Annotated in this window: 18 protein-coding genes; 12 read left to right on the forward strand and 6 right to left on the reverse strand. The window is 46.8% G+C overall.

The genetic code is table 11. From position 1 onward, the window contains the following. Nucleotides 1-24: 24 nt before the first annotated feature. Nucleotides 25-1,437, forward strand: a complete 1,413-nt coding sequence (locus KWJ01_RS19545; protein ID WP_224998769.1) for a prolyl oligopeptidase family serine peptidase — start codon at nt 25-27, stop codon at nt 1,435-1,437. Nucleotides 1,438-1,539: 102 nt separating this feature from the next. Further along, a complete protein-coding gene (locus KWJ01_RS19550; RefSeq protein ID WP_224998770.1) occupies nt 1,540-3,390 on the forward strand; it encodes a DNA mismatch repair protein MutS in 1,851 nt (616 codons plus the stop codon). A 270-nt stretch (nt 3,391-3,660) separates the two neighbouring features. Here KWJ01_RS19550 and KWJ01_RS19555 read toward each other — a convergent pair whose 3' ends face one another. Then, nucleotides 3,661-4,194 (reverse strand): hypothetical protein, encoded by a 534-nt coding sequence (locus tag KWJ01_RS19555; protein ID WP_224998771.1) that lies wholly within the window; start codon nt 4,192-4,194, stop codon nt 3,661-3,663. Between the two features lie 288 nt (nt 4,195-4,482). Between KWJ01_RS19555 and KWJ01_RS19560 the strand changes: the two genes are divergently transcribed. Then, nucleotides 4,483-5,274, forward strand: coding sequence for a class I SAM-dependent methyltransferase (locus KWJ01_RS19560; protein WP_224998772.1), 792 nt, complete (start codon nt 4,483-4,485; stop codon nt 5,272-5,274). Between the two features lie 42 nt (nt 5,275-5,316). Here KWJ01_RS19560 and KWJ01_RS19565 read toward each other — a convergent pair whose 3' ends face one another. Continuing rightward, entirely contained in the window at nt 5,317-5,667 is a 351-nt protein-coding gene (locus tag KWJ01_RS19565; protein ID WP_224998773.1) for a hypothetical protein, read from the reverse strand. Between the two features lie 385 nt (nt 5,668-6,052). Between KWJ01_RS19565 and KWJ01_RS19570 the strand changes: the two genes are divergently transcribed. Next, nucleotides 6,053-6,454, forward strand: a complete 402-nt coding sequence (locus KWJ01_RS19570; protein WP_224998774.1) for an ACT domain-containing protein — start codon at nt 6,053-6,055, stop codon at nt 6,452-6,454. An 84-nt stretch (nt 6,455-6,538) separates the two neighbouring features. Here KWJ01_RS19570 and KWJ01_RS19575 read toward each other — a convergent pair whose 3' ends face one another. Then, nucleotides 6,539-8,815, reverse strand: a complete 2,277-nt coding sequence (locus tag KWJ01_RS19575; RefSeq protein ID WP_224998776.1) for a GAF domain-containing protein — start codon at nt 8,813-8,815, stop codon at nt 6,539-6,541. Nucleotides 8,816-9,438: 623 nt separating this feature from the next. Here KWJ01_RS19575 and KWJ01_RS19580 point away from each other — a divergent pair. The 7 genes from KWJ01_RS19580 to KWJ01_RS19610 all read left to right on the forward strand — a co-directional run bounded on the left by KWJ01_RS19580 (nt 9,439) and on the right by KWJ01_RS19610 (nt 17,520). After that, a complete protein-coding gene (locus KWJ01_RS19580; RefSeq protein WP_224998778.1) occupies nt 9,439-10,656 on the forward strand; it encodes an ATP-binding protein in 1,218 nt (405 codons plus the stop codon). 493 nt (nt 10,657-11,149) lie between these two features. Further along, the gene (locus KWJ01_RS19585) at nt 11,150-12,136 is read left to right on the forward strand and encodes an NAD(P)-dependent alcohol dehydrogenase (protein ID WP_224998780.1); all 987 of its coding nucleotides are present in this window, start codon (nt 11,150-11,152) and stop codon (nt 12,134-12,136) included. Between the two features lie 275 nt (nt 12,137-12,411). Continuing rightward, complete coding sequence (locus tag KWJ01_RS19590) at nt 12,412-14,052, forward strand: M28 family metallopeptidase (RefSeq protein ID WP_224998782.1); 1,641 nt, start codon at nt 12,412-12,414, stop codon at nt 14,050-14,052. A 282-nt stretch (nt 14,053-14,334) separates the two neighbouring features. Beyond that, on the forward strand, nt 14,335-15,252 hold the full coding sequence (locus tag KWJ01_RS19595; RefSeq protein ID WP_224998784.1) for an NmrA family NAD(P)-binding protein: 918 nt from the start codon (nt 14,335-14,337) through the stop codon (nt 15,250-15,252). A gap of 331 nt (nt 15,253-15,583) precedes the next feature. After that, complete coding sequence (locus tag KWJ01_RS19600; protein ID WP_224998785.1) at nt 15,584-16,222, forward strand: energy transducer TonB; 639 nt, start codon at nt 15,584-15,586, stop codon at nt 16,220-16,222. Between the two features lie 152 nt (nt 16,223-16,374). Continuing rightward, the gene (locus tag KWJ01_RS19605) at nt 16,375-16,830 is read left to right on the forward strand and encodes a GyrI-like domain-containing protein (RefSeq protein WP_224998787.1); all 456 of its coding nucleotides are present in this window, start codon (nt 16,375-16,377) and stop codon (nt 16,828-16,830) included. A 63-nt stretch (nt 16,831-16,893) separates the two neighbouring features. Continuing rightward, a complete protein-coding gene (locus KWJ01_RS19610; protein WP_224998788.1) occupies nt 16,894-17,520 on the forward strand; it encodes a class I SAM-dependent methyltransferase in 627 nt (208 codons plus the stop codon). Nucleotides 17,521-17,547: 27 nt separating this feature from the next. Here KWJ01_RS19610 and KWJ01_RS19615 read toward each other — a convergent pair whose 3' ends face one another. The 3 genes from KWJ01_RS19615 to KWJ01_RS19625 form a co-directional block, all read right to left on the reverse strand. Further along, nucleotides 17,548-17,799: a hypothetical protein gene (locus KWJ01_RS19615; protein ID WP_224998790.1), complete on the reverse strand. Its 252-nt coding sequence runs from the start codon at nt 17,797-17,799 to the stop codon at nt 17,548-17,550. A 112-nt stretch (nt 17,800-17,911) separates the two neighbouring features. After that, entirely contained in the window at nt 17,912-18,349 is a 438-nt protein-coding gene (locus KWJ01_RS19620; RefSeq protein ID WP_224998791.1) for a VOC family protein, read from the reverse strand. Between the two features lie 36 nt (nt 18,350-18,385). Further along, nucleotides 18,386-18,853, reverse strand: coding sequence for a VOC family protein (locus KWJ01_RS19625; RefSeq protein WP_224998793.1), 468 nt, complete (start codon nt 18,851-18,853; stop codon nt 18,386-18,388). A gap of 209 nt (nt 18,854-19,062) precedes the next feature. Here KWJ01_RS19625 and KWJ01_RS19630 point away from each other — a divergent pair, with 209 nt between their 5' ends. Continuing rightward, nucleotides 19,063-20,046, forward strand: coding sequence for a GlxA family transcriptional regulator (locus KWJ01_RS19630; RefSeq protein ID WP_224998795.1), 984 nt, complete (start codon nt 19,063-19,065; stop codon nt 20,044-20,046). Nucleotides 20,047-20,167 lie beyond the last annotated feature (121 nt).

The raw sequence follows: 20,167 nt of genomic DNA on the forward strand, positions 1-20,167 counted from the left end.
GGATACGATCAAAATAAACCAGCCATGGACAAAAGCTTTTACCATTTTGCAAACTTCTTTATCATCCTGTCAGTCGCTGCCAGCGTTTTTCAGAGCACCATCCGCATTATGCTTGGTCCCGGAATTTTCTCGCTGGAATCATTTCCGATATGGTTCCTGGTAACAAGTGCTGTTACCCTGGCAGGATCATACTACATGCTGAAGTACTACTACCTTAGGCAATACAGGGCCACCTTTTATACAGGAACAATAGCTATTCTTACCGGCCTGATCCATGCCGGCATTGTTTACATCATGCTGACGTCAGGAGGGTTAGTGAGTTATGTAATGCCCACGTTATTGATATCTGTGGGCGCTAACCTGGTATATGCCATCAGCCTGATGTTCTCCAGGGCACGCAAAAAGATCTGGCTAAAAACAGCCGGTATTTCCATCTTCATCACTGGCCTGGCGGCAGGAGCCCTGTTTATCTGGGGCATGAATGTACAGGAGGTTCAGTTGGATGGCACCCTGGAAAAAATAATTCAGCGGCTTTCACTGCTTGGTAGTTTAATACCCCTGCTGTATATCCTGAATTTTATGCTTGAGCTGAAGGAGCTAAAGGAAAACTCAGTACACACCGGCACCCATAAATCTGAAGCTGCCCCCATGAGCATTGTGGTAATAATGGCTTTGTGTACAACGCTGGTTTTCGGCGTGCTGGTTGCCACAGAAGCTGGTTCCGCTCTCTACTGGCAGAAACAAAATGCAAAAAAAACAGAAGCGCTGGTACAGCTGTCGGACACCAGAACCTTTGTGGGCAGCAGGGGCGATACCCTGCAATACCTGCTGCTGAAGCCCCTGGACTACGAAGCTGGCAAGCCCAGCAACGATAGCAGCACCTATCCTTTGGTGGTAAACCTGCCCTATGGCGGCTACGAAGGCGCCGAGATTGCACAGATCTTATCAGTTAGTCATTACAGAAAGCATTATCCCGCATTTCTCTTCATCCCCTACTGCCCGCCAGGAAGTGGCTGGGGTGGCATTCCCGCTTATCCCGATATAGACACACTGGTTTTTGAAGCCATCGTGGCACTGGATCAGGAGTTTCCCATAGATACAAACAGGCGTTACATTACAGGCATCTCCAGGGGTGGCTACGGATCGTGGCATTTTATCACTACCCGTCCCCAAATGTTTGCTGCCGCCATACCAGTTTGTGGGGTGGGCGACCCCAGGTTTGCTCCCGATGTTGCCAATGTAGCCGTATGGGCTTTCCATGGCGAAGAAGACAGGAACGTTCCGGTGAGTGGCTCCCGTGAAATGGTTGCGGCTATGAAAAAGGCAGGTGGAGATCCCCGCTATACTGAATTTAAAAATGAAGGACATAACATCTGGCACCTGGTGAGGGACAGCCCGGGCCTACTGGACTGGCTTTTTGCACAAAAGCGGGAATAGGTATAGTGGCGAAAGATGTGTTGTACTATTAAAAAACTATTCAAAGCAAAGTCGGCGCTTTAACTCCTGGCAGATAGCTTCAGGATCAAAATAACATTAAGAATGCAAAGCCCATTAAATAATTACCAGCATAACATACAGCAATACAGGCTCGCTGCAGCTAAACTGGCAGAAAGACTGAAAATGCTTTCTTTCTCCAGGATAGCAGCTTTTGTAGCCTCTATCATCTTCATCGTCATATTTGCCAATGCAAGAATGGTGGCCTTGTTATTCTTCGTTGTGCCACTGGCCGTGCTCGCTTTTGTTGTTTTATTGAAGAGATATAACAAGGCAGCCTACCAGAAACAGCATGCTGTTTTCCTGAAAGAAATAAACGAACAGGAGGTTTTACGGCTGGAGAACAAGCTTTCCTCTTTTCCTGCAGGAGAAGCTTATCGCAGCCCTCATCATCCGTATGTGGCTGACCTGGATATTTTCAGATCGCACTCGCTGTTCCAGCTGATCAACCGCACCACCACAGAATCGGGCAGTGTGTGCCTGGCCGCCTGGATGTCTGCCTCCGCTCCTAAACCTGAAATTCTTAACAGGCAGCAAGCAGTAAAGGAACTTGCGCCCCTCCTGGACTGGCGGCAGGATTTCCAGGCCTCGGGCATGCACCACAGCAATGCCAAGAGCGACTATAACAAGCTGCTGGCATGGCTGGAAAAGCCGGTGCAACTGCTTCCAAACAAGACAAAATATTTAGCTGCAGGCATTAGCCTGGCCCTCTTAACCAGCCTTGCGCTCCTGTATCATTTTATCTATGCCTATACTTCAGATTACCTCCTGAACACATTGCCCCTGCTCCTCATGCTGATCGTCAATTACATCGTACTGAAAAGGCTAAAGCCTGTTGCGGAAGAGATCATTGATGATACCCATCAGAACATTAAAATACTGGGAGGTTACCAGTCACTGATCCGGAAAATTGAGGGCGAACAGTTTAAAGCGCCACTGCTCCTACAGCTTCAGTCTGTTTTTAGCCAGCAAAACTACTCTGCTGCAGCCCAGATCAACAAGCTGAAAAACATACTGGAGGTATCGCAGCTAAAGGGCACAAAAAGAAACTTTGGCAACCAGTTTTACACCATCCTCAACATGTTCTGGCTCCTGGATATTTACTGGATCATCCAGACCGAGCAATGGAAAGTCAGGAACAGCTCCTACCTGAGGTCATGGGCAGCTGCCGTAAGTGAGTTCGAAGCCCTAAGCAGCATGGCTGGCTTTGCTTACTCAAATCCCTCTTACACCTTTCCCGAGATAAAAACAGGCCCCTGTACCATTGATTTTGAAATGCTCGGCCACCCCCTGCTAAAGCCTGAAGGCCGGAGATCGAACGACTTTAGCTTAAGGGCCCGCGAAAACATCGCCATGATCACAGGCTCAAACATGGCCGGCAAAAGCACCTTTTTAAGAACCGTAGGCGCTAACCTGGTGCTGGCGCTCATGGGCGCACCCTGTTGTGCCAAGTGGGGCGAAGTTTCGGAGCTCAAGATATTTACCAGTATGCGTACGCAGGATAACCTGGAGGAGGGCATTTCCTCTTTCTATGCAGAGCTGAAAAAGGTAGAACAGCTGCTGCAGCTGGTTCAAAGCGGAGAAGCCATCTTCTTTATGCTGGATGAGATGTTCAAGGGCACCAACTCCAAAGACCGGCACCGGGGCGGCTTTTCGCTGATCAAGCAGCTGGAGGAACTGAATGCCTTTGGTATCATCTCCACCCACGACCTGGACCTGGCAGATTTAGCAGGAAAGCACCGGCTGGTAAAGAACTACAGCTTTAACAGCGAGATCCGGCAGGGAGAAATGATCTTTGACTATAAACTCACTCCCGGCCTCTGCAAGGATTTCAACGCCAGTGAACTCATGAAAAAAAGCGGCATCAAGGTGCTGGATTACATAGAGGAGGGCTGATCTATCAGGCTACAGTTGCAGACGCCATCCTGATACAAAATCTCTATGCAGCTCAATATTAAAGCTGTTTACCACAGGAATCATCTACCAAAGAAACCACATGCAGCTGAAGCACTGTTTTGTGCATTACTAACAGAAAGGTCTGGAAGTGTTTTCCCGGGGATAGCTTCCTGTTACAGAAGCATTCTGCCCGGGCTTCGATGGTTTAAAAAATTGCCACATGAAGTATAAAATAATCCTTACTTCATGTGGCATCTCAAGGTCTTTCAGCTATCTCCGGGAGTAAAGACCACCCTGTTCATTTAAGAGCACCCACTGCTTTTTCTTTCCATGCTGGAGCAGTACCTTATACTGTACTGTATGGCGGGCAGTTGCTGCGCCTGTTTCAACTTTTTTGATGATCTCGGTTCTTTTGATCAGCCAGCCATTATGTTCTCTGCCAATGTACCTGTACACCTCACGTGGCATGGCTGCGTTAAACATGCTTTCTTTTGAGTGGATCAGGTTCCCTTCTTTATCATATACCTCTGTTTTCCGGTAATTCTTCCCTTTGTATTGAACGTGGTAGGTCGGTGATGACCATGAGTAAATCTTGTTTCCATTTTTCACCTTTTTAGCCTTATCTACAGCTGCTGTCAGGTGCTGACTCATGTTCAGGCCGGGGTTTTTGGTCTCCATCGCGGCAAGCACCTCCTGAGGCACATTCGCTTCTATCCAGGGGCTTACTTTCACCAGCTTTTTTTGTGCATTTACTCCACCTAAAGAAATAAGCAGAATGATTGCTAGTAAACTTAACTTTTTCATGATGATAATTATTTAAAGGTTTGTAAGAGGCATTGTTGAATGCTGTGTTAAGTTACAGGCAGAGGATGTGCCAGAATCAATATACTCTGATAATCAGCATCTTATGTAATAATAAAAAATTTCTGATGCGCGAATGCGTACAGCTGGCGTACGGTTTTAGTACATTTTCACCTGAAAGGGTCTATAAAAATCAACAGCCGTGTAGCTGCTGGTTAATAAGGCTTAAGAATGGATTTTAGGGAAATAATAAATTGGCTACCAAACCTGCTGGCCAGATTCTGAAAGGGCATGAAAGCTAAGTACGACATAATCGGAGATGGATATAATGTAAGCAGGAGCGCAGATCCATACCTGGCTAACCGGTTCCTCCAGCTCCTGGATACAGGCAAAAACGGACTCTGGCTCGACATTGGCTGTGGTACAGGAAACTACACCAGCGAGCTGCAGCAGAAAGGCCTCCGCTTTATAGGCATTGACCCTTCAGTACAAATGATAACCGAAGCGGGAAAGAAAAATAAAATGATCGACTGGCGCGTGGGCACAGCAGAAAACACTGGTTTGGACAACCATAGTGTGGACGGCATTATGGGAAGCCTCACCATTCACCATTGGTCTGACTTTGAAAAAGCCTTCTCCGAATTATCGAGAATCATGAAAGCTAACAGCCGAATTGTAATTTTTACGGCCACACCAGCGCAAATGGAAGGTTATTGGCTGAATCATTACTTCCCTGAAATGCTTAAAGCTTCCATCGATCAGATGCCCTCTTTTGAACGCGTAAGAGGCGCCATGGAAAGTGCAGGCATCAGGGTAATCAGCACTGAAAAGTATTTTGTGCAGCCACATTTACAGGACTATTTCCTTTACTGCGGCAAGCAAAGACCTGAACTATACTTTGAAGAACGGGTCAGGAGGGGCATTTCGTCCTTTTCGGCCCTGGCAAACCAACAGGAAGTTGAAGCAGGCTTACTGGCGTTAAGAAAAGATGTGGATAGCGGAGAGATCAGTAGTGTGATAGCATCATACCAAAACAACGAGGGTGACTACTTATTTATAGCCGGACAAAAGATCAGTAGTTAGCAGCACCAGTCCGCTGATGGCCTGATCAGGCGCAGGGAAACACTACCCGCTGGTTTTTGCCCTGCGTGCTTTCCGCTTCGACATTTTACTGCTCACTTTTGGCTTTTTGTAAACAACCTTTTCTTTTTCCCTGGCTTTTCTACTACTCTTTTGCTTTGTAGTATCCTGCGGATAAAGGGAGCGCCCTCCAGCGGGAAGCACTTCAAAGAGATCATATTTTACATCAACAGCAGCAGCAGCCGCACCATCAGGCATATGTACAGCCGCTGATGCACCGGCAGGCCTTTGCTCAGGCAGAAGAACTTTAGCGACAGCACCCTTCCCCTGCTGACCTATACTGATGAAGGGAATAATGACAGAGGATAACACCAAAAAAAGAGATCGTAATTTCACTTTAGCAGACTCCAGAGGGTTCATCCTCAAATATATAAAGAGAAGGGCCTGGAAATAATGCAGAATAGCAGCAGTTCCTACATTGTAAGCTCCTGCGGGAATAAGTTTCTGTTTAGTGCAGCTTTGGCACTGCAGCTGCTTATATTTAGAAAAACGAAAGACTCACAGCTAAATAAAATTCATGCCTAAATATCTATAACAGAGGTTGTAATCAATAGCTTACTATCTTATGCTCTACAGGCATTAACTGCTATCTTAGCTATAGTTACATTCAGCCAAAGGGCACTACCAGCTGCGGTAAACACCCGGAATGCTGGATCTCCATTAGCGCTAAATCTTCTTTAACTAACTGCCTGTATACCTGCAGCTTTAAAATCAAAACCACATGGCCGGAGAGACTGACATACATAAACTTGTGCGGGGAATGACCCCGGTGCTGAATCCCGGAGAATATATTTTTACAACTACCCAGGATGAAAACATTATCAAACGGGCCGATACAATCGGAACCTTCAGGGAGCAGGAAGGAACCACCCTGATCATGGAGCGCACAAAGGCAGATGCCTTAGCACTTCCCTATGAGTACATTGCAGCCTGGATTAGCCTGATGGTACATTCCTCCCTGGAAGCGGTAGGTCTTACTGCCTTGTTTTCGGCTGCACTGGCAAAGCACAACATTAGCTGCAATGTAGTTGCCGGCTATTATCACGATCATATTTTCGTGGATAAGAAAGATGAAGCCAGGGCTATGGAAGTACTAAGTAAATTATCAGAAACCCAGCAATAAGCACCCAAAACAGGCCGCCACACAACAGGCAGCTTTGATAAGTCAAAGCCTCGATAACAAACCAGGCTTAAGCCACAACAGCGCTTATGCCACGCTCTCTTTTGTTTTTCTGCTCATAAGCAGGAGTGCGAATTTTACAGTACCCCTGTCATCATGCACCGGAGTCATGCTACAGCCATAAACAAGGCCGGGTGTAGTGGTGTGGGCACTGTTGAAAGAGAGTTTCTGGCCGGCAAAAACAGTAGCACAGCGCTCCTGCCATAGCTCCTGATCTTCCTTCAGCAGGTGCAGAAAGTTTTCACCTTTGCTCAGCTTACCCTTTACCCACTTAAAGCTATGCTTCATTTCATCATTAAGGGCTATAATTTTATGATCAGCATTCAGGGCCAGCACAGCATCTTCCGTACCCTCCATAATAGCTCTGAGAATTAATTCACTTTGCTGGCTTTCGGCATGCAGGCGATGCATGGCCTCCTGGGTAGCTTCCAGTTCTTCAATGTTTTGCCGCATTTCCTCTTCTGCAGCTTTTAGTTCTTCAGTACTCTTCTGCGATTCTTCCAGCAGCTTTCCTGTGCGTAAAGTAATGTTGTGGCTGAAGATAAAGGAGGCAATCGTTTCCCCTACTTTCTCTACAAACTCAATCTCATGTTTCCTGAACCGCTTAAAAGAAGCTAATTCCACCACGCCAAGTACTTCACTGTTGAGCTTTAAGGGTACAATGAGCACAGAGTTTGGCGGAGCATCGCCAAGGCCGGAGGTAATGCGAACGTAGTTTTCAGGTAACTGCTCAAGGTAAATGGTATCTGCCTCCAGCACGCACTGACCTACAATGCCCTCGCCTATTTCTATTTTCTTTTCCAGGTGCTTTTTCCGGTCAAAGGCATAGGTCCCCATAAGCTCCAGGTATTTTTTTCCTCCTCCATCTTCATGAATCAGAAAAATTCCACCCTGGTTAGCCTTCAGGTATTTTACAAGGTTCCTGATAATGATAAAGTAGAAATCTTCTGTTTCATCATTGTTAAAGCGCAGTATTTCGGAGAATTCAGCAATACCCTGGGTAAACCAGTTTCTTAGTTCGGCCTGCTCATTATTTTGTTTCAGGCTGTTACGCATGTGCTCCAGTGCTATGCCCAGCTTGTCTTCCCTATCTATTTCACCAATTTGGGTATCCAGCTTATTTTCCCCAATGCTGGTGGCAAACTGCACCTTTTGCTCCAGAGAATCGATCAGTGTATTAAGGGAATGTGCCATTTCACCAAGCTCATCCTGGTTATTGATAGCAAGCTTTAGTTTGCTGTCAACATTACCCCTGGAAAGCTCTTTGAGCAGTTTGCTGGTATGAATAACCGGCTGAATGATTTTACCTGAAATAAAGCCGGTGAGCAGGAACAGGATGATCAGCCCTGTAATACTGATGATGATGGAATAAGTAAGAATACGATCGGTTTCCATGGTCATGTCGTCCATGTGCACAATGGTGCCCAGCGCCCATGGATGATCAGAACCCCCAAGCTGTATGGGAGCAAAGGTTACATATACGGCTTCGTCCTGTAAATTAGTATTAAAGGAAAAAAACTTGCCTTCCCTGATGCTGCCTGCTATTTCCAGCTCGGCACTGTTAAAGATATCTGCAACAGTTTTACCTATCAGCTCCTTGTTCTGGTGCGCTACAATAGTTCCGTTGTTTGCCAGCAGAAAAGTGGTGGAGTGCTCGTAAGGCTTGATCCGGGTAATGAAATCGAAATTATTCAGGGCAATGTCCATGCCTACCAGGCCGGCAAATGCACCATTACGCATAATTGGAAAGCAAACCGAGGTACCAAAAACATCATCTTTGTTGGTACTGGAGTATTCACTAAAAGAATATGGATCGGTAATTTCCTCTTTGCCGGAGAGCTTTAAATTATGGTACAGGCTTCCTGCTTTGTCTCCATCAAGGTTCAGGGAATCAACAACAGAATCTTTACTCCTGTATACAGTATATCTCTTTCTGCCGTAGTTTTTGTTCCAGCCTCCATCCAGTGCATTTAGTTCCAGACTTGCCCAGGTGCTGTGGTAACGGTCGTCCTGCTGAACCACGCCAAGCAAAAGCCTTAAAACGGCCTCGCTGCGCATGCTGTCATGCTCCTGGAAATACTGTTCAATAGCTGCAGCCATTGTACCGGCCACCCCTAAATCATGGGCTAATAAAGCCTTGGAGTCATTTGCATTACGGAGTGCATACTGGTTGGCTAAATCTTTAGCATCAGCAATAGCCTTATTTTGCGTATTGATGATGATGTAGCCTATGATGATCACATAAGTAACCAGAAAAACAGCCGCAATTGATAAGCTAAGCTTAGCCCGTAGTTTTAGCTTCATAACTTTAAATCTTCAGTTTAACGAGGAATAGGGAGCATCAAAAATAGCCTGACATGCTCATTGGCACACCACTATCAGCTAAGCCAGATCAGCTGATGGCAGTTACTTCATAAATAGTTTTTACTAAGTAATTAGCCGGTACAGCCAAAGGTAGCCTAATGGTTTTCCCTTATAAAATAAAAGACTGTTAAAACATTACTTGAAAGAATACAACATACGCAAACGTTCGTTTAGCCATTAATCTCGCTGTATCAGACACTTTTCTCAGAATAAGAAGCTTGTTTTGGTACTAAAAAACCCGGGTGTCATACATGCCGAAAGCTGATGTGATAATTTTTTTAGCTTTTGATTTTACATAAAATTATGCGCTGAGGCATAAAAACATTGGCATTCGCCTGCTTCCTGCCTGGGTAAAAAAACTAAATCAAATGCTTTGATGGCATACAGGCTAACTCTATCTCTGGGAGTGCTATGTTATTATTTCATTATCATTGGGTGTCTGTGATATGAAATTCCTGCAAATACTTGCTACTCTTTTTGCATTTTTTTATTTTAATTATATGTTTGAAAAGTAGTCGTACATTTTTGCAGTTCAGGCTAATCCTGCATAGTCCCCCCTTCAAATGATTGAAATTCAAGATGATTTATTAAGAGATATCAAGGCTGTTAGACAAATACCCATAGTCCCCTCCATGCTGGAAGTAATTTGCCAGACTACAGAAATGGGCTTTGCAGCAATTGCCCGGGTAACAGAAGACAGGTGGGTAGCCTGCAGCGTTCGGGATGAGGTGGAATTTGGGTTGAAAGAAGGGGGTGAGCTGGAAGTCAAGACAACGATTTGCAATGAGATAAGGGATAGCCGCGAACCGGTTGTAATCGATCATGTAGACAAAGACCCGCATTATAAATTCCATCACACGCCGCAGATCTATGGGCTTCAAAGCTATATTTCTTACCCAATTATCCTGCGAGATGGTTCTTTTTTCGGTACACTCTGCGCTATAGATGCCCAGCCGGCGAAAGTGAACAACCCCAAGGTGATCAACACTTTCAAGATGTTCGCAGAGCTTTTGTCCTTTCATTTACAGAGTCAGGATTTGCTGGAACGCAGCTATCATACCACAGCTGAACTCCAGAAGCAAAACGAGGTGCTGACCATCGTTAATAACGACATGGACAATTTTATCTACACAGCATCTCATGATCTTAAATCCCCTATCAACAACATCGAGGGTTTGATTAACGCCCTTTCCCATACATTAGAAAAAGAAAATCTTAACAGGGATGAGCTCAACAAGATCATCCATATGATGAAAATTTCTGTTAAGCGTTTTGCCCTTACCATCCAGGATCTTACCACTATTGTTAAAGCCGACAGTGAGCAGGCTGAGGAGATTACTGAAACGGTAAATCTATTTGAGACAGTAGAGAATGTTAAGCAGGACCTGATCAGCCACATAACAAGTTGTAATGCAAAAATCAACATTAGTTGTGAGGATGGCCTTGCCTTAGACTTTTCTAAAAAGAGCTTCCATAGCATTATATACAATCTGCTAAGCAACGCAATAAAATACCGTTCTCCTGAACGGCTGCCAGAGGTAGAGGTGAAGCTGCATAAGGTTGATGGAAAAGTAAATCTGTCCGTTACAGATAACGGACTGGGAATTCCCGCTGACAAACAGGAAAAATTGTTCACTATGTTTGAACGCTTTCACGACCATGTGGAAGGAAGCGGCGTTGGCTTATACATTGTAAAAAGAATGGTAGACAAGGCCCAGGGGCAGATTAGCGTAAGCAGTACCGAAAGCCAGGGCACTACCTTTACAATCATTTTTAATTAATCGTGCATGCCCGACTGGCTCCCTGGCAAGCGGCTGGCTTAACCTGGAAAAAGAATAGAATAGTTTAATCTGCCAGACCCACCCACCGCACTGCACTCCTGCTTTACCAGCGCCCCCTGCCCTAGGGTAATCGGCAGCGGCCTAAAGCCTGTAATGATCGCTATTGAACAGTAACGTTACCTTTCCCAAAGCCTTCTGCATCCACCCGACACCGATTGCAGCCTTTCTTATAACTTCATGATAAAGTACAGCCTCCTGCTCTTACCTTAGTACTGTCAGCCTTCAGGCAGACTGGCTTTTGCACTTATTCAACCTATTAACAACCACCTGTATCATAACCCGTTAACCGTTCCTGTGGGTTTGTATACGCCTGTAGGTTAAGCGCAACAGCGGTATTATTCATTTGCGAAAAACAGGCTAACTTAATATTCGCCCATGAGTTTGAAAACAGGCTAAGGCTGCACTTTTAAGCATAAAACAAGAGGATAATCTGATGAAAGCCATCGTGTACACAAAATACGGAATGCCCGATGTTCTTAAACTCAAAGAGGTACCGAAGCCTACTCCCAGGAATGGTGAGGTACTGGTAAAAGTACATGCGGCATCTGTAAACTCCTGGGACTGGGACCTGCTAAGAGGCAAGCCATTCCTGACACGCCTCGGTGGTATACTATCACCAAAACACAACATCCTCGGTGCTGATGTTGCAGGACAGATAGAAGCGGTAGGCCCGAACGTAGAGCAGTTTAAGCCTGGAGATGCCGTATTCGGAGATCTATCCGGCTGTAGCTGGGGTGGTTTTGCCGAGTATGTTTGTGCGCCCGAACATGCTTTTGCATTAAAATCTGCCGGCATGAGCTGGGAGGAAGCTGCAGCCATCCCCCAGGCAGCCACACTGGCCCTGCAGGGGCTGCATTATAAAGGCCAGATCAGGAAAGGACAAACAGTGCTGATAAACGGTGCGGGTGGTGGTGTAGGTACCTTTGCAATACAAATGGCCAAATCATGGGGTGCTGAGGTAACCGGTGTAGACAGCACGGGTAAACTGGAGCTGCTGCGTGCAATTGGTGCAGACCACGTGATCGATTATACCAAGGAAAATTTTACTGATAAAGGGCAACGCTATGACTTTATCCTGGATGTGGTAGGCAATCGCTCCTTGTATGACCATAAACGCGCTTTAAACCCCGGGGGCACCTATGTTATGATTGGTGGTTCTACCAACCGTATTGTTCAGCTGCTGTTCATGAGGGCCTGGATCTCAAGGGCCGACAAGCAGCTAGCCGGGCAGGGACACAGTAAAATGGGGCTCCTGATGCACAAGCCAAATACCAGTGATCTGGATATTATCAAAGCCTTATTTGAGGCCGGCAAAGTAGTACCTGTTATTGACAGGCGTTACCCCCTACAAGCGGTTCCGGAAGCCATTCGTTGCCTGGGAGAAGGGCAGGCACTGGGGAAACTTGTCATCACCCTATAGCACACTATTCCCTCCCTGAAACACCTGAAAAGCTAATTTAGGTGAGATAACCGCCCGCAATCCCAAGCACTTTGGCCCGGCCTGTTTGATTTCATATCAACAAAGAATATATTGGAAGCACCATCAGGCTAAACATTCATGCGGGCACTGAAAAGCCCTACGCTTATACTGAACCTGCATAATGAAAGTGTTTGAGCACAAAGGATAGCGGAACAAAGCGCCGCTGACTTGCAACGCTATTACACTTCCCCATTGAAATGTTAAAAACAAGCAATATGAAGCAATTCTTAACAGTTCCTGTTTTACTGTTAATCTATGGCTGCAGTACCGGCACCACCGACAGCACCGCTACTGCAAGTGATACCACCACTGTGGAGGTCAGCGAGGCAACGCTGGCCCGGCATATTGAACGCCTGGCCTCAGATGACTTTTTGGGAAGAATGCCCTTTACTGAGGGTGAAGAAAAAACTGTAAACTACCTGGCAGAAGAGTTTAAAAAGCTGGAACTGAAACCCGGCAACGGCGACAGCTATTTTCAGGAGGTTCCACTGGTAGAGATCACAGGCACCCCATCAGAAACCATGAAAATTTCCGGCCCGAAGGGAAATTTCAACCTTAGCTACATGGATGATTTTGTAGCCCTCAGCAAGAAAACAGAGCCAGAAGTAAGCCTCGAAAATTCCGAGCTCGTTTTTGCAGGCTATGGCATTGTTGCCCCTGAATACGGGTGGAACGACTACGAAGGCATTGACTGGACCGGAAAAACAGCCGTTGTGCTGGTAAACGACCCTGGCTTTGCCAGCGGAGATACTACCCTGTTCAAGGGGAATGAAATGACCTATTACGGCCGCTGGACCTACAAGTACGAAGAAGCCGGTCGGCAGGGAGCTGCCGGCGTGATCATCATTCACGAAACTGCCCCGGCCTCCTACGGCTGGAATGTGGTGCAGTCGAGCTGGAGTGGCGCCCAGCTGAACCTGGAGAGCAATGCACCTGTGGCAAAGGTACAGGGATGGGTATCGCAGGAGGCAGCTGCCAGACTATTTGAGGCCTCTCAGTTAGAAAACAAAGACTATAATGCACTGGCACTGAACAGGGATTTCAAGCCTATGCCCATGGGCCTCACAGCCTCGATAAAGATCAACAATGAGATCAGAAGAAATACTTCTAAAAACGTGGTAGCACTTTTAGAAGGAAGTACTCAAAAAGATGAATACATCATTTATTCAGCCCACTGGGATCATTTGGGGGTGGGCAGGCCTGTAAACGGAGATTCTATTTACAATGGTGCCGTTGACAATGCTTCCGGAACAGCCGCCCTGCTGGCCATTGCCGAAGCTTTCAAGCAAGGGCCGCAGCCCGAAAGGTCTGTTGTATTTATGGCCGTTACTGCCGAAGAGCAGGGGTTATTAGGCTCTGCTTACTATGCTGAAAACCCAATTTACCCGCCTCAGAAAACCGTGGCAAACATCAACATGGATGCCTTTGAAAGCCCAGGCCCTATGAAAGACCTGACAATTACAGGTTTTGGCCATTCAGAAATGGATGAGTATGCCAGGGAGGTTGCCGAAAGGCAGGGACGTTACGTAATCCCTGACCCTGAGCCCGAAAAAGGCTACTTCTACAGATCAGACCACTTCAATTTTGCAAAAATTGGTATACCGGCACTCTATGCGGGTGGATCTTTCGAAGATTTTGCCAACGGGCCTGAATACATCAAAAAAATGAATGAAGAGTACCGGGTAAACAGGTACCACCAGCCCGCAGATGAATACGATCCTGAAACAACAGAATTAAGCGGGGTTCAGTCTGATGTGCAGCTGCTGTATGAAGTGGGCCTGAAGCTGGCCAATGAAGACTATTTCCCGAAGTGGTACGACCGCAGCGAGTTTAAAGCCGCAAGAGAAAGTAACTAACACTAACATGAACCAGGCTATGTCTGATGAAAACTTTTGGATCTGAAAATAATGAATGTTGTCCCTGAGCTAAGTTTCTTTTTTTAGTCCAGAGGTTAGTTGTCAGACACAGCCTGAAGCAATCCACCAGGAAGTTAAAACTCCTGGTGGATTTTTTATTGCTGGCACTCCAGAGCCGCTGCTGCTTAACCATCCACTGCCTCCTCCAGTCCCTTTCGGCTGCTTCTCTAACATTAGCATTAAACAAACTGTTGTGCTACAAATTAATCAGGAAGCTAAACAATGGCAGTTAACAGGCATAACAACCAAAACAACAATACAATTATACTGGCAGGCGCCACAGGCGCACTGGGCGGAAAGATCGCCCGATCATTACTCAAACGAGGGGCAAACGTAAGAGCAATAGTTCGCCCCGGCAGCAACAGAAAAAAAGTAGAAGGGCTTCAGGAGCTGGGTATATCAATCGTTGAGGCAGACTATAACAGCCACGCCAGCCTTACCAGAGCCTGCACGGGCGGTGATTGTGTGGTATCGGCTTTATCCGGACTTAGAGAAGTGATTGTAGAGGTGCAAACGGCCCTGCTGGAGGCGGCAATAGCGGCGGGCGTTCCGCGCTTTATCCCTTCAGATTATGCCATAGATTTTACCAAGATTCCCTTTGGCACCAACCGCAACCTCGACCTCCGCAAGGAGTTCAAGGAACGGCTTGACCAGGCCCCTGTTAAAGCTACCTCTGTACTCAACGGCATGTTTACAGACCTGCTAACAGGAGATGCCCCCGTAGTACTGTTCCCGCTCCAGCGGATCATGTACTGGGGCAATGCAGAACAGCCCATGGATTTCACCACCATGGATAATACCGCTGAATATACTGCCGCCGCTGCCCTCGACCCCAGCACCCCCCGCTTCCTGCACATTGCCGGCGATGTACAAAGCGCCCGCGGGCTAAAGCTGGCAGCGGGCACTGCTACCCGTAAAAAATTTGAACTCCTGCGCATCGGAGGTCTGGGAACACTCCGCTCCATGATAAACCTCACGCGCTTTGTGTACCCCGGGAATGGCGAGGTGTTTCCACCATGGCAGGGCATGCAGTACCTGCACAACATGCTGAGCGGACTCCCGAAACTGCAGCCACTGGATAACGACCGCTACCCCTGTATCCGCTGGACCTCCGTGCAGGAAGTGCTTTCAAGGCGCTAATACTTCCGGGAACTGGATAGATCTGCCACCAACAAACACCAGGCAGCAGCGTTTTCTCTTCTTCCAGCCATGTTTTCTAACTATAAAGCTATCCATATACTGCCTCCTGCATGCTTATGCAGGAGGTACTTGAACCGGTAGTTAGAAAGGGTAGAATCATGAAAACGAAAGCTTTCCCAGTTTACAGAAGGCAACAACAAGCCAGGCACTAAAGACTGTCAGGTACCTCTTGTTATTATTCTCCGGAAACGCTACCTTGCTCCTTTGGGCTGTCTTACAGAAAGCCTATGGGCAGCCTCTCCCATGCTTTTACACAAATACTTTTTAGAACATGCTACGGTTTGTAATATTCCTTTCGCTTTCGCTTATGTACCTGACTGCCAACGCCCAGGAAACAAAAAAGGTAACCAGCCGGAATTCCCTTCAACAGACCAAAGAAACCTATTATGTACTAAAAAGCAACAGCCAAATAAAGCAGGGCGATTATGAAAAACTCATTGCCGGAAGAACTGCTGTAAAGGGTCAGTTTGAAAACAACCAGAAAAGCGGCATCTGGGTGTTTTATGGATGGGATGGCAGGCAGGTTGTTCAAAAATATGATTTCACGAACAATCGACTCCTATACGACCAGTCCCTGGAAAATGCAGAATTTGACAGCTCCCGCTTCACAAGGCCGGCCCTTTACCTTGGTGGATATAACATGATGATGAGAGAATCAGCCTTTTCTATACAGTATCCTCCTGAAGCAATAAGGCTGGGCATTCAGGGAACGGTATCTATAAAAGCACTGATTTCTGAAGACGGCAAAATGACAAACGAAGAAGTGGTGGAAGGAATTGGTTATGGCTGTGACCAGGAAGCTCTGCGTGTTTTAAAGCTGGTACCCGATAGCTGGATCCCGGCGCTGGATTTAAGGGGTAATCCTGTAGCATCGGAGGTTACCATTCCCATGCAATTCAGAGTACAATAAACACCTGCTGCCGGCCTGCTTACAAGCGCCTCTTTGGCTACATTCTTCAAATTATTACTTTCACCTGATTGATTTTTTTTGATGGACAACCAGAACAATGGTCATCCACAACAACTCCTGGGAATTTATCATAGCGCTGAAACTTTAAGAATATGAACAAGACTCACATTCCGGAATTTAAGCTGGTAGGGCTAAGGCTTGGGAACAAAACCACAAATAAGGATGGACAGGCCAACATTGACTGTGGCAGCCTGTGGCAAAAGTTTGAAACAGAAAATTTCAAAGACAGGATCCCCGAAAAATTGAACGATGAAGTTTTTGCAGTATATTTTGATTACGAAGGTGACTACAGCAAACCTTTTTCTTATTTCATTGGCTGCAAAGTTGCATTGCATGCTGCGGTACCTGAAGGCATGGAGCACCTGTTGATTCCTGCTGAACAGTATACCGAAGTTGTTGCTAAAGGCAAAATGCCCGATTGTATTGCCAGTTCCTGGAGGGAGATCTGGAGCTCCGGACTAGAAAGAGCCTATAAATACGATTTTGAGGTTTATGATGAAAAGAGCAAAGACTGGAGCAATGCAGAAGTCCGGATTTTTGTTTCCTGAAACCAGTCTCAACAACAGGCCGGCACCGAAAAAGATTTTTTTACTCACAACTCTTTCTATACCATGGATGTAAAACAGGCATATAACCTTTGGGCCCAACAGTACGACACCAATGTTAACAAAACCAGGGACCTGGAAGCACTTGCCCTACGCACTGTTTTGGCCAGGATTGATTTCAGCAGCTGCCTTGAAATTGGCTGTGGCACAGGAAAAAACACAGCATGGCTCATCACCAAAGCCAGGGAGCTTATGGCAGTAGATCTGTCGGAGGAAATGCTTCAGAAAGCTAAAGAAAAAATAGCTGCTGATGCTGTAGTGTTTCAGCAGGCCGATATAACCAAAGCATGGCAGTTTACCTCCAAAAAGTGGGAGCTGATAAGCTTTAGCCTGGTACTGGAGCACATACAGGACCTGGAGCATATCTTTAGCGAAGCCTCCAGGAAAATTGCGGCCGGTGGCTATATATACATAGGCGAGCTGCATCCTTTCAAACAATACACCGGATCAAAAGCCAGGTTCGATACAGAAGAAGGTCAGCAGGTAGTTAGCTGCTTTAACCATCATGTAACAGACTTTACAGGGGCTGCCAAAAAATGGGGATTCGAAATAGCAGACATCAGCGAGTATTTTGACGACAACGACCGCAACACTATTCCCAGGATACTAAGCCTGCTCCTGAAGAAATCTTAGGCCCCGGGATCCTCATAACATGCCTGATCACAGGCAACCATCCAAACCTGATACAGCAGGTACATCCGGCAGCACCTCGGCCTCTACCCCCGACTTTCGCAGGAGCAGGAGCACCGGCAGCGGCTGTATGGGCCCGTTCAGGCTTTTGACGCGCAATATGTTATCACAGTCCCAAAGATCGAAGTTAGCACTGTAATGGGTAAAGGTGCTGTGAATCTGCGCCAGCAGCCTGTCTGCCTGGCTCCGGCTGCTTACGTTGGTTTTAAAAACTTCCACCACAGCTCTGTGTTCATTAGTTTAAAATACAATTATAATGTTAGGGTTTGCCTGCTACAGCAACAGTAATCACCTGACAGGTTTGAATATGCCTGTCAGGTGAGTAGTGAGCATGTTACACCTGCTCCTGCTGCACTTGCCGCTGCGGCATTTTGCTCATGTCCATATGCAGCACGCTCCAGCGGTGTCCGTCCGGATCTATAAAACCGCAGCCATACATCCAGCCGTGTTTGTAGCCAGGTTCGCCATAGAGGGTGCCACCAGCGCTAAGCACTTTTTCAGCCAGTGCATCTACTTCCTGCGGGCTTTCAGCATCTATGGAAAACAGTACTTCAACGCCCTGCTTTAGCTCTGCAACATGAGTACCGGCAAACTCTTTGAACAGCTCTTCTTTAAAAAGCATCACTGCTACATTTTTCTCCCCAATGTTCAGGCAGGCGCCATCATCGCCATTGCAGTACTGGGGGTTAAATGAAAAGCCAAGGCTGGTGAAAAACGCTTTTGATCTGTTGATGTCTTTCACTGGCAGGTTAATCCATAATTCTTTTGTCATGATTACTTTTCATGTTAATAGAGGTAATTGAGAGAATCAGGCAGTAAGGGTACTTTCGGCCTCCCGGCTGGCCGAGGAAGCCTGCTTATAGTCATAATTGACCATCCACTTAACACCAAACTTATCGGTAAAGGCACCAAAATAATCGCCCCAGAACGCCTTTTCCAGTGGCATCTCAACCTGTCCGCCTGCAGACAGGGCTGCAAAAAGAATGTCTGCTTCTTCTTCACTATCGGTACTGATACTGATGTAAAAATTGTTGCCGGCCGTGAGTGACTGCCCCATAGACTCCAGGACATCGGTAGCCATCAGGATGTTACTTTTGCCAATGGGCAGGGATACATGCATAATCTTATTTTTGTCTTCTACCACCATGCCATCGCAGCCCGGCATATCACCAAAGCGCTGCAGGTACGTAAATTCTCCACCAAAAACCGACTTGTAAAAGTTGAAGGCTTCTTCGGTGGTACCGGGAAAGTTAAGGTAAGGATTAATAGTGGCCATAAGTGTGTTGTTTAAGGTAAAAAATCAATGTTTCAATACTGATATCCAAATAATTATCATCAGCCCCAGGCTTGGGTTTCTGTGCTGCTGACAATACAAACATACGGCGCCGGGGCGTATCGAAGGGGGTGTAAAAACGGCAAGAAGAGGGGTTGATTGCGACATTCGTAATCCATAACTTAGATCCTGACATACAGCTACCCCACGCCATGAAACACATATCTATTCTTGTTCCCCAGGGAGCCATTTTAGGCAGCATAGAAGGCCCCCGCCAGGTGTTCACAGAAGTGAACAAGTTTCTGAACAGCATCAGGCAGCCGGCACTGTTTAAGGTGCAGTTGGTAGGCCTTGCCAGAGAAGTACCCGTAGCAGGCGGTAGGTACACTGTTTTTACAGATGTGCTTACCCCGGATCTGGCCAAAACAGACCTGATCATCATTCCGGCCCTGGATGGCGATATGGTAAAGACCCTGGAATTTAACCAGGAATTTATTCCGTGGATCAAACAGCAGTATAGCCTGGGTGCAGAGGTGGCAAGCCTTTGCGTAGGGGCCTTTTTACTGGCCTCCACCGGCCTTATCAGCGGAAAGCAGTGTGCTACCCACTGGATGGCAGCAAATGCCTTCAGGCAGATGTTCCCGGATGTGCAGCTGGTGGAAGACAAGATCATTACCGACGAGCAGGGCATTTACTCCAGCGGCGGTGCTTTCTCTTACCTGAACCTGATCCTGTACCTCATCGAAAAATATGCGGGCCGCAATGTAGCCGTTTTTATGTCTAAAGCCTTTCAGATCGATTACCAGCGCAACAGCCAGTCGCCCTTCATGATCTTCCAGGGGCAGAAGGAGCATGATGACGAAACCATCAAAAAAGCCCAGGAGTACATAGAGAATAACTTACAGGAGAGAATAACGGTAGATGAGCTGGCGTCTATGCTGGCCCTTAGCCGCAGAAACCTGGAGCGCAGGTTCAAGAAGGCTACTTCTAACTCGGTGGTGGAGTACATGCAGCGCGTAAAGATCGAAGCCGCCAAGCTAAGCCTGGAGTCGGCACGCGAGAATATAAATGAGGTGATGTACAACGTTGGCTATACAGACCCAAAAGCCTTCCGCACCACTTTTAAAAAGATCACGGGCCTGTCGCCGGTTCAATACCGCAACAAATACGTGCGCGAAATGCCCGTAGCGGTTTAGCATGATTTGGCTGATTGCCGCCAGCGTTGCTATGTTTGTACAGGCAGGGAGAAATTATTTTGTTCGGGCAGGGTGGCACAAATTACTGGAATACAGCTGTGCTGCCCCACCCCTTTACCTG

The organism is Cesiribacter sp. SM1, assembly GCF_020178975.1.
Classification (GTDB): domain Bacteria; phylum Bacteroidota; class Bacteroidia; order Cytophagales; family Cyclobacteriaceae; genus Cesiribacter.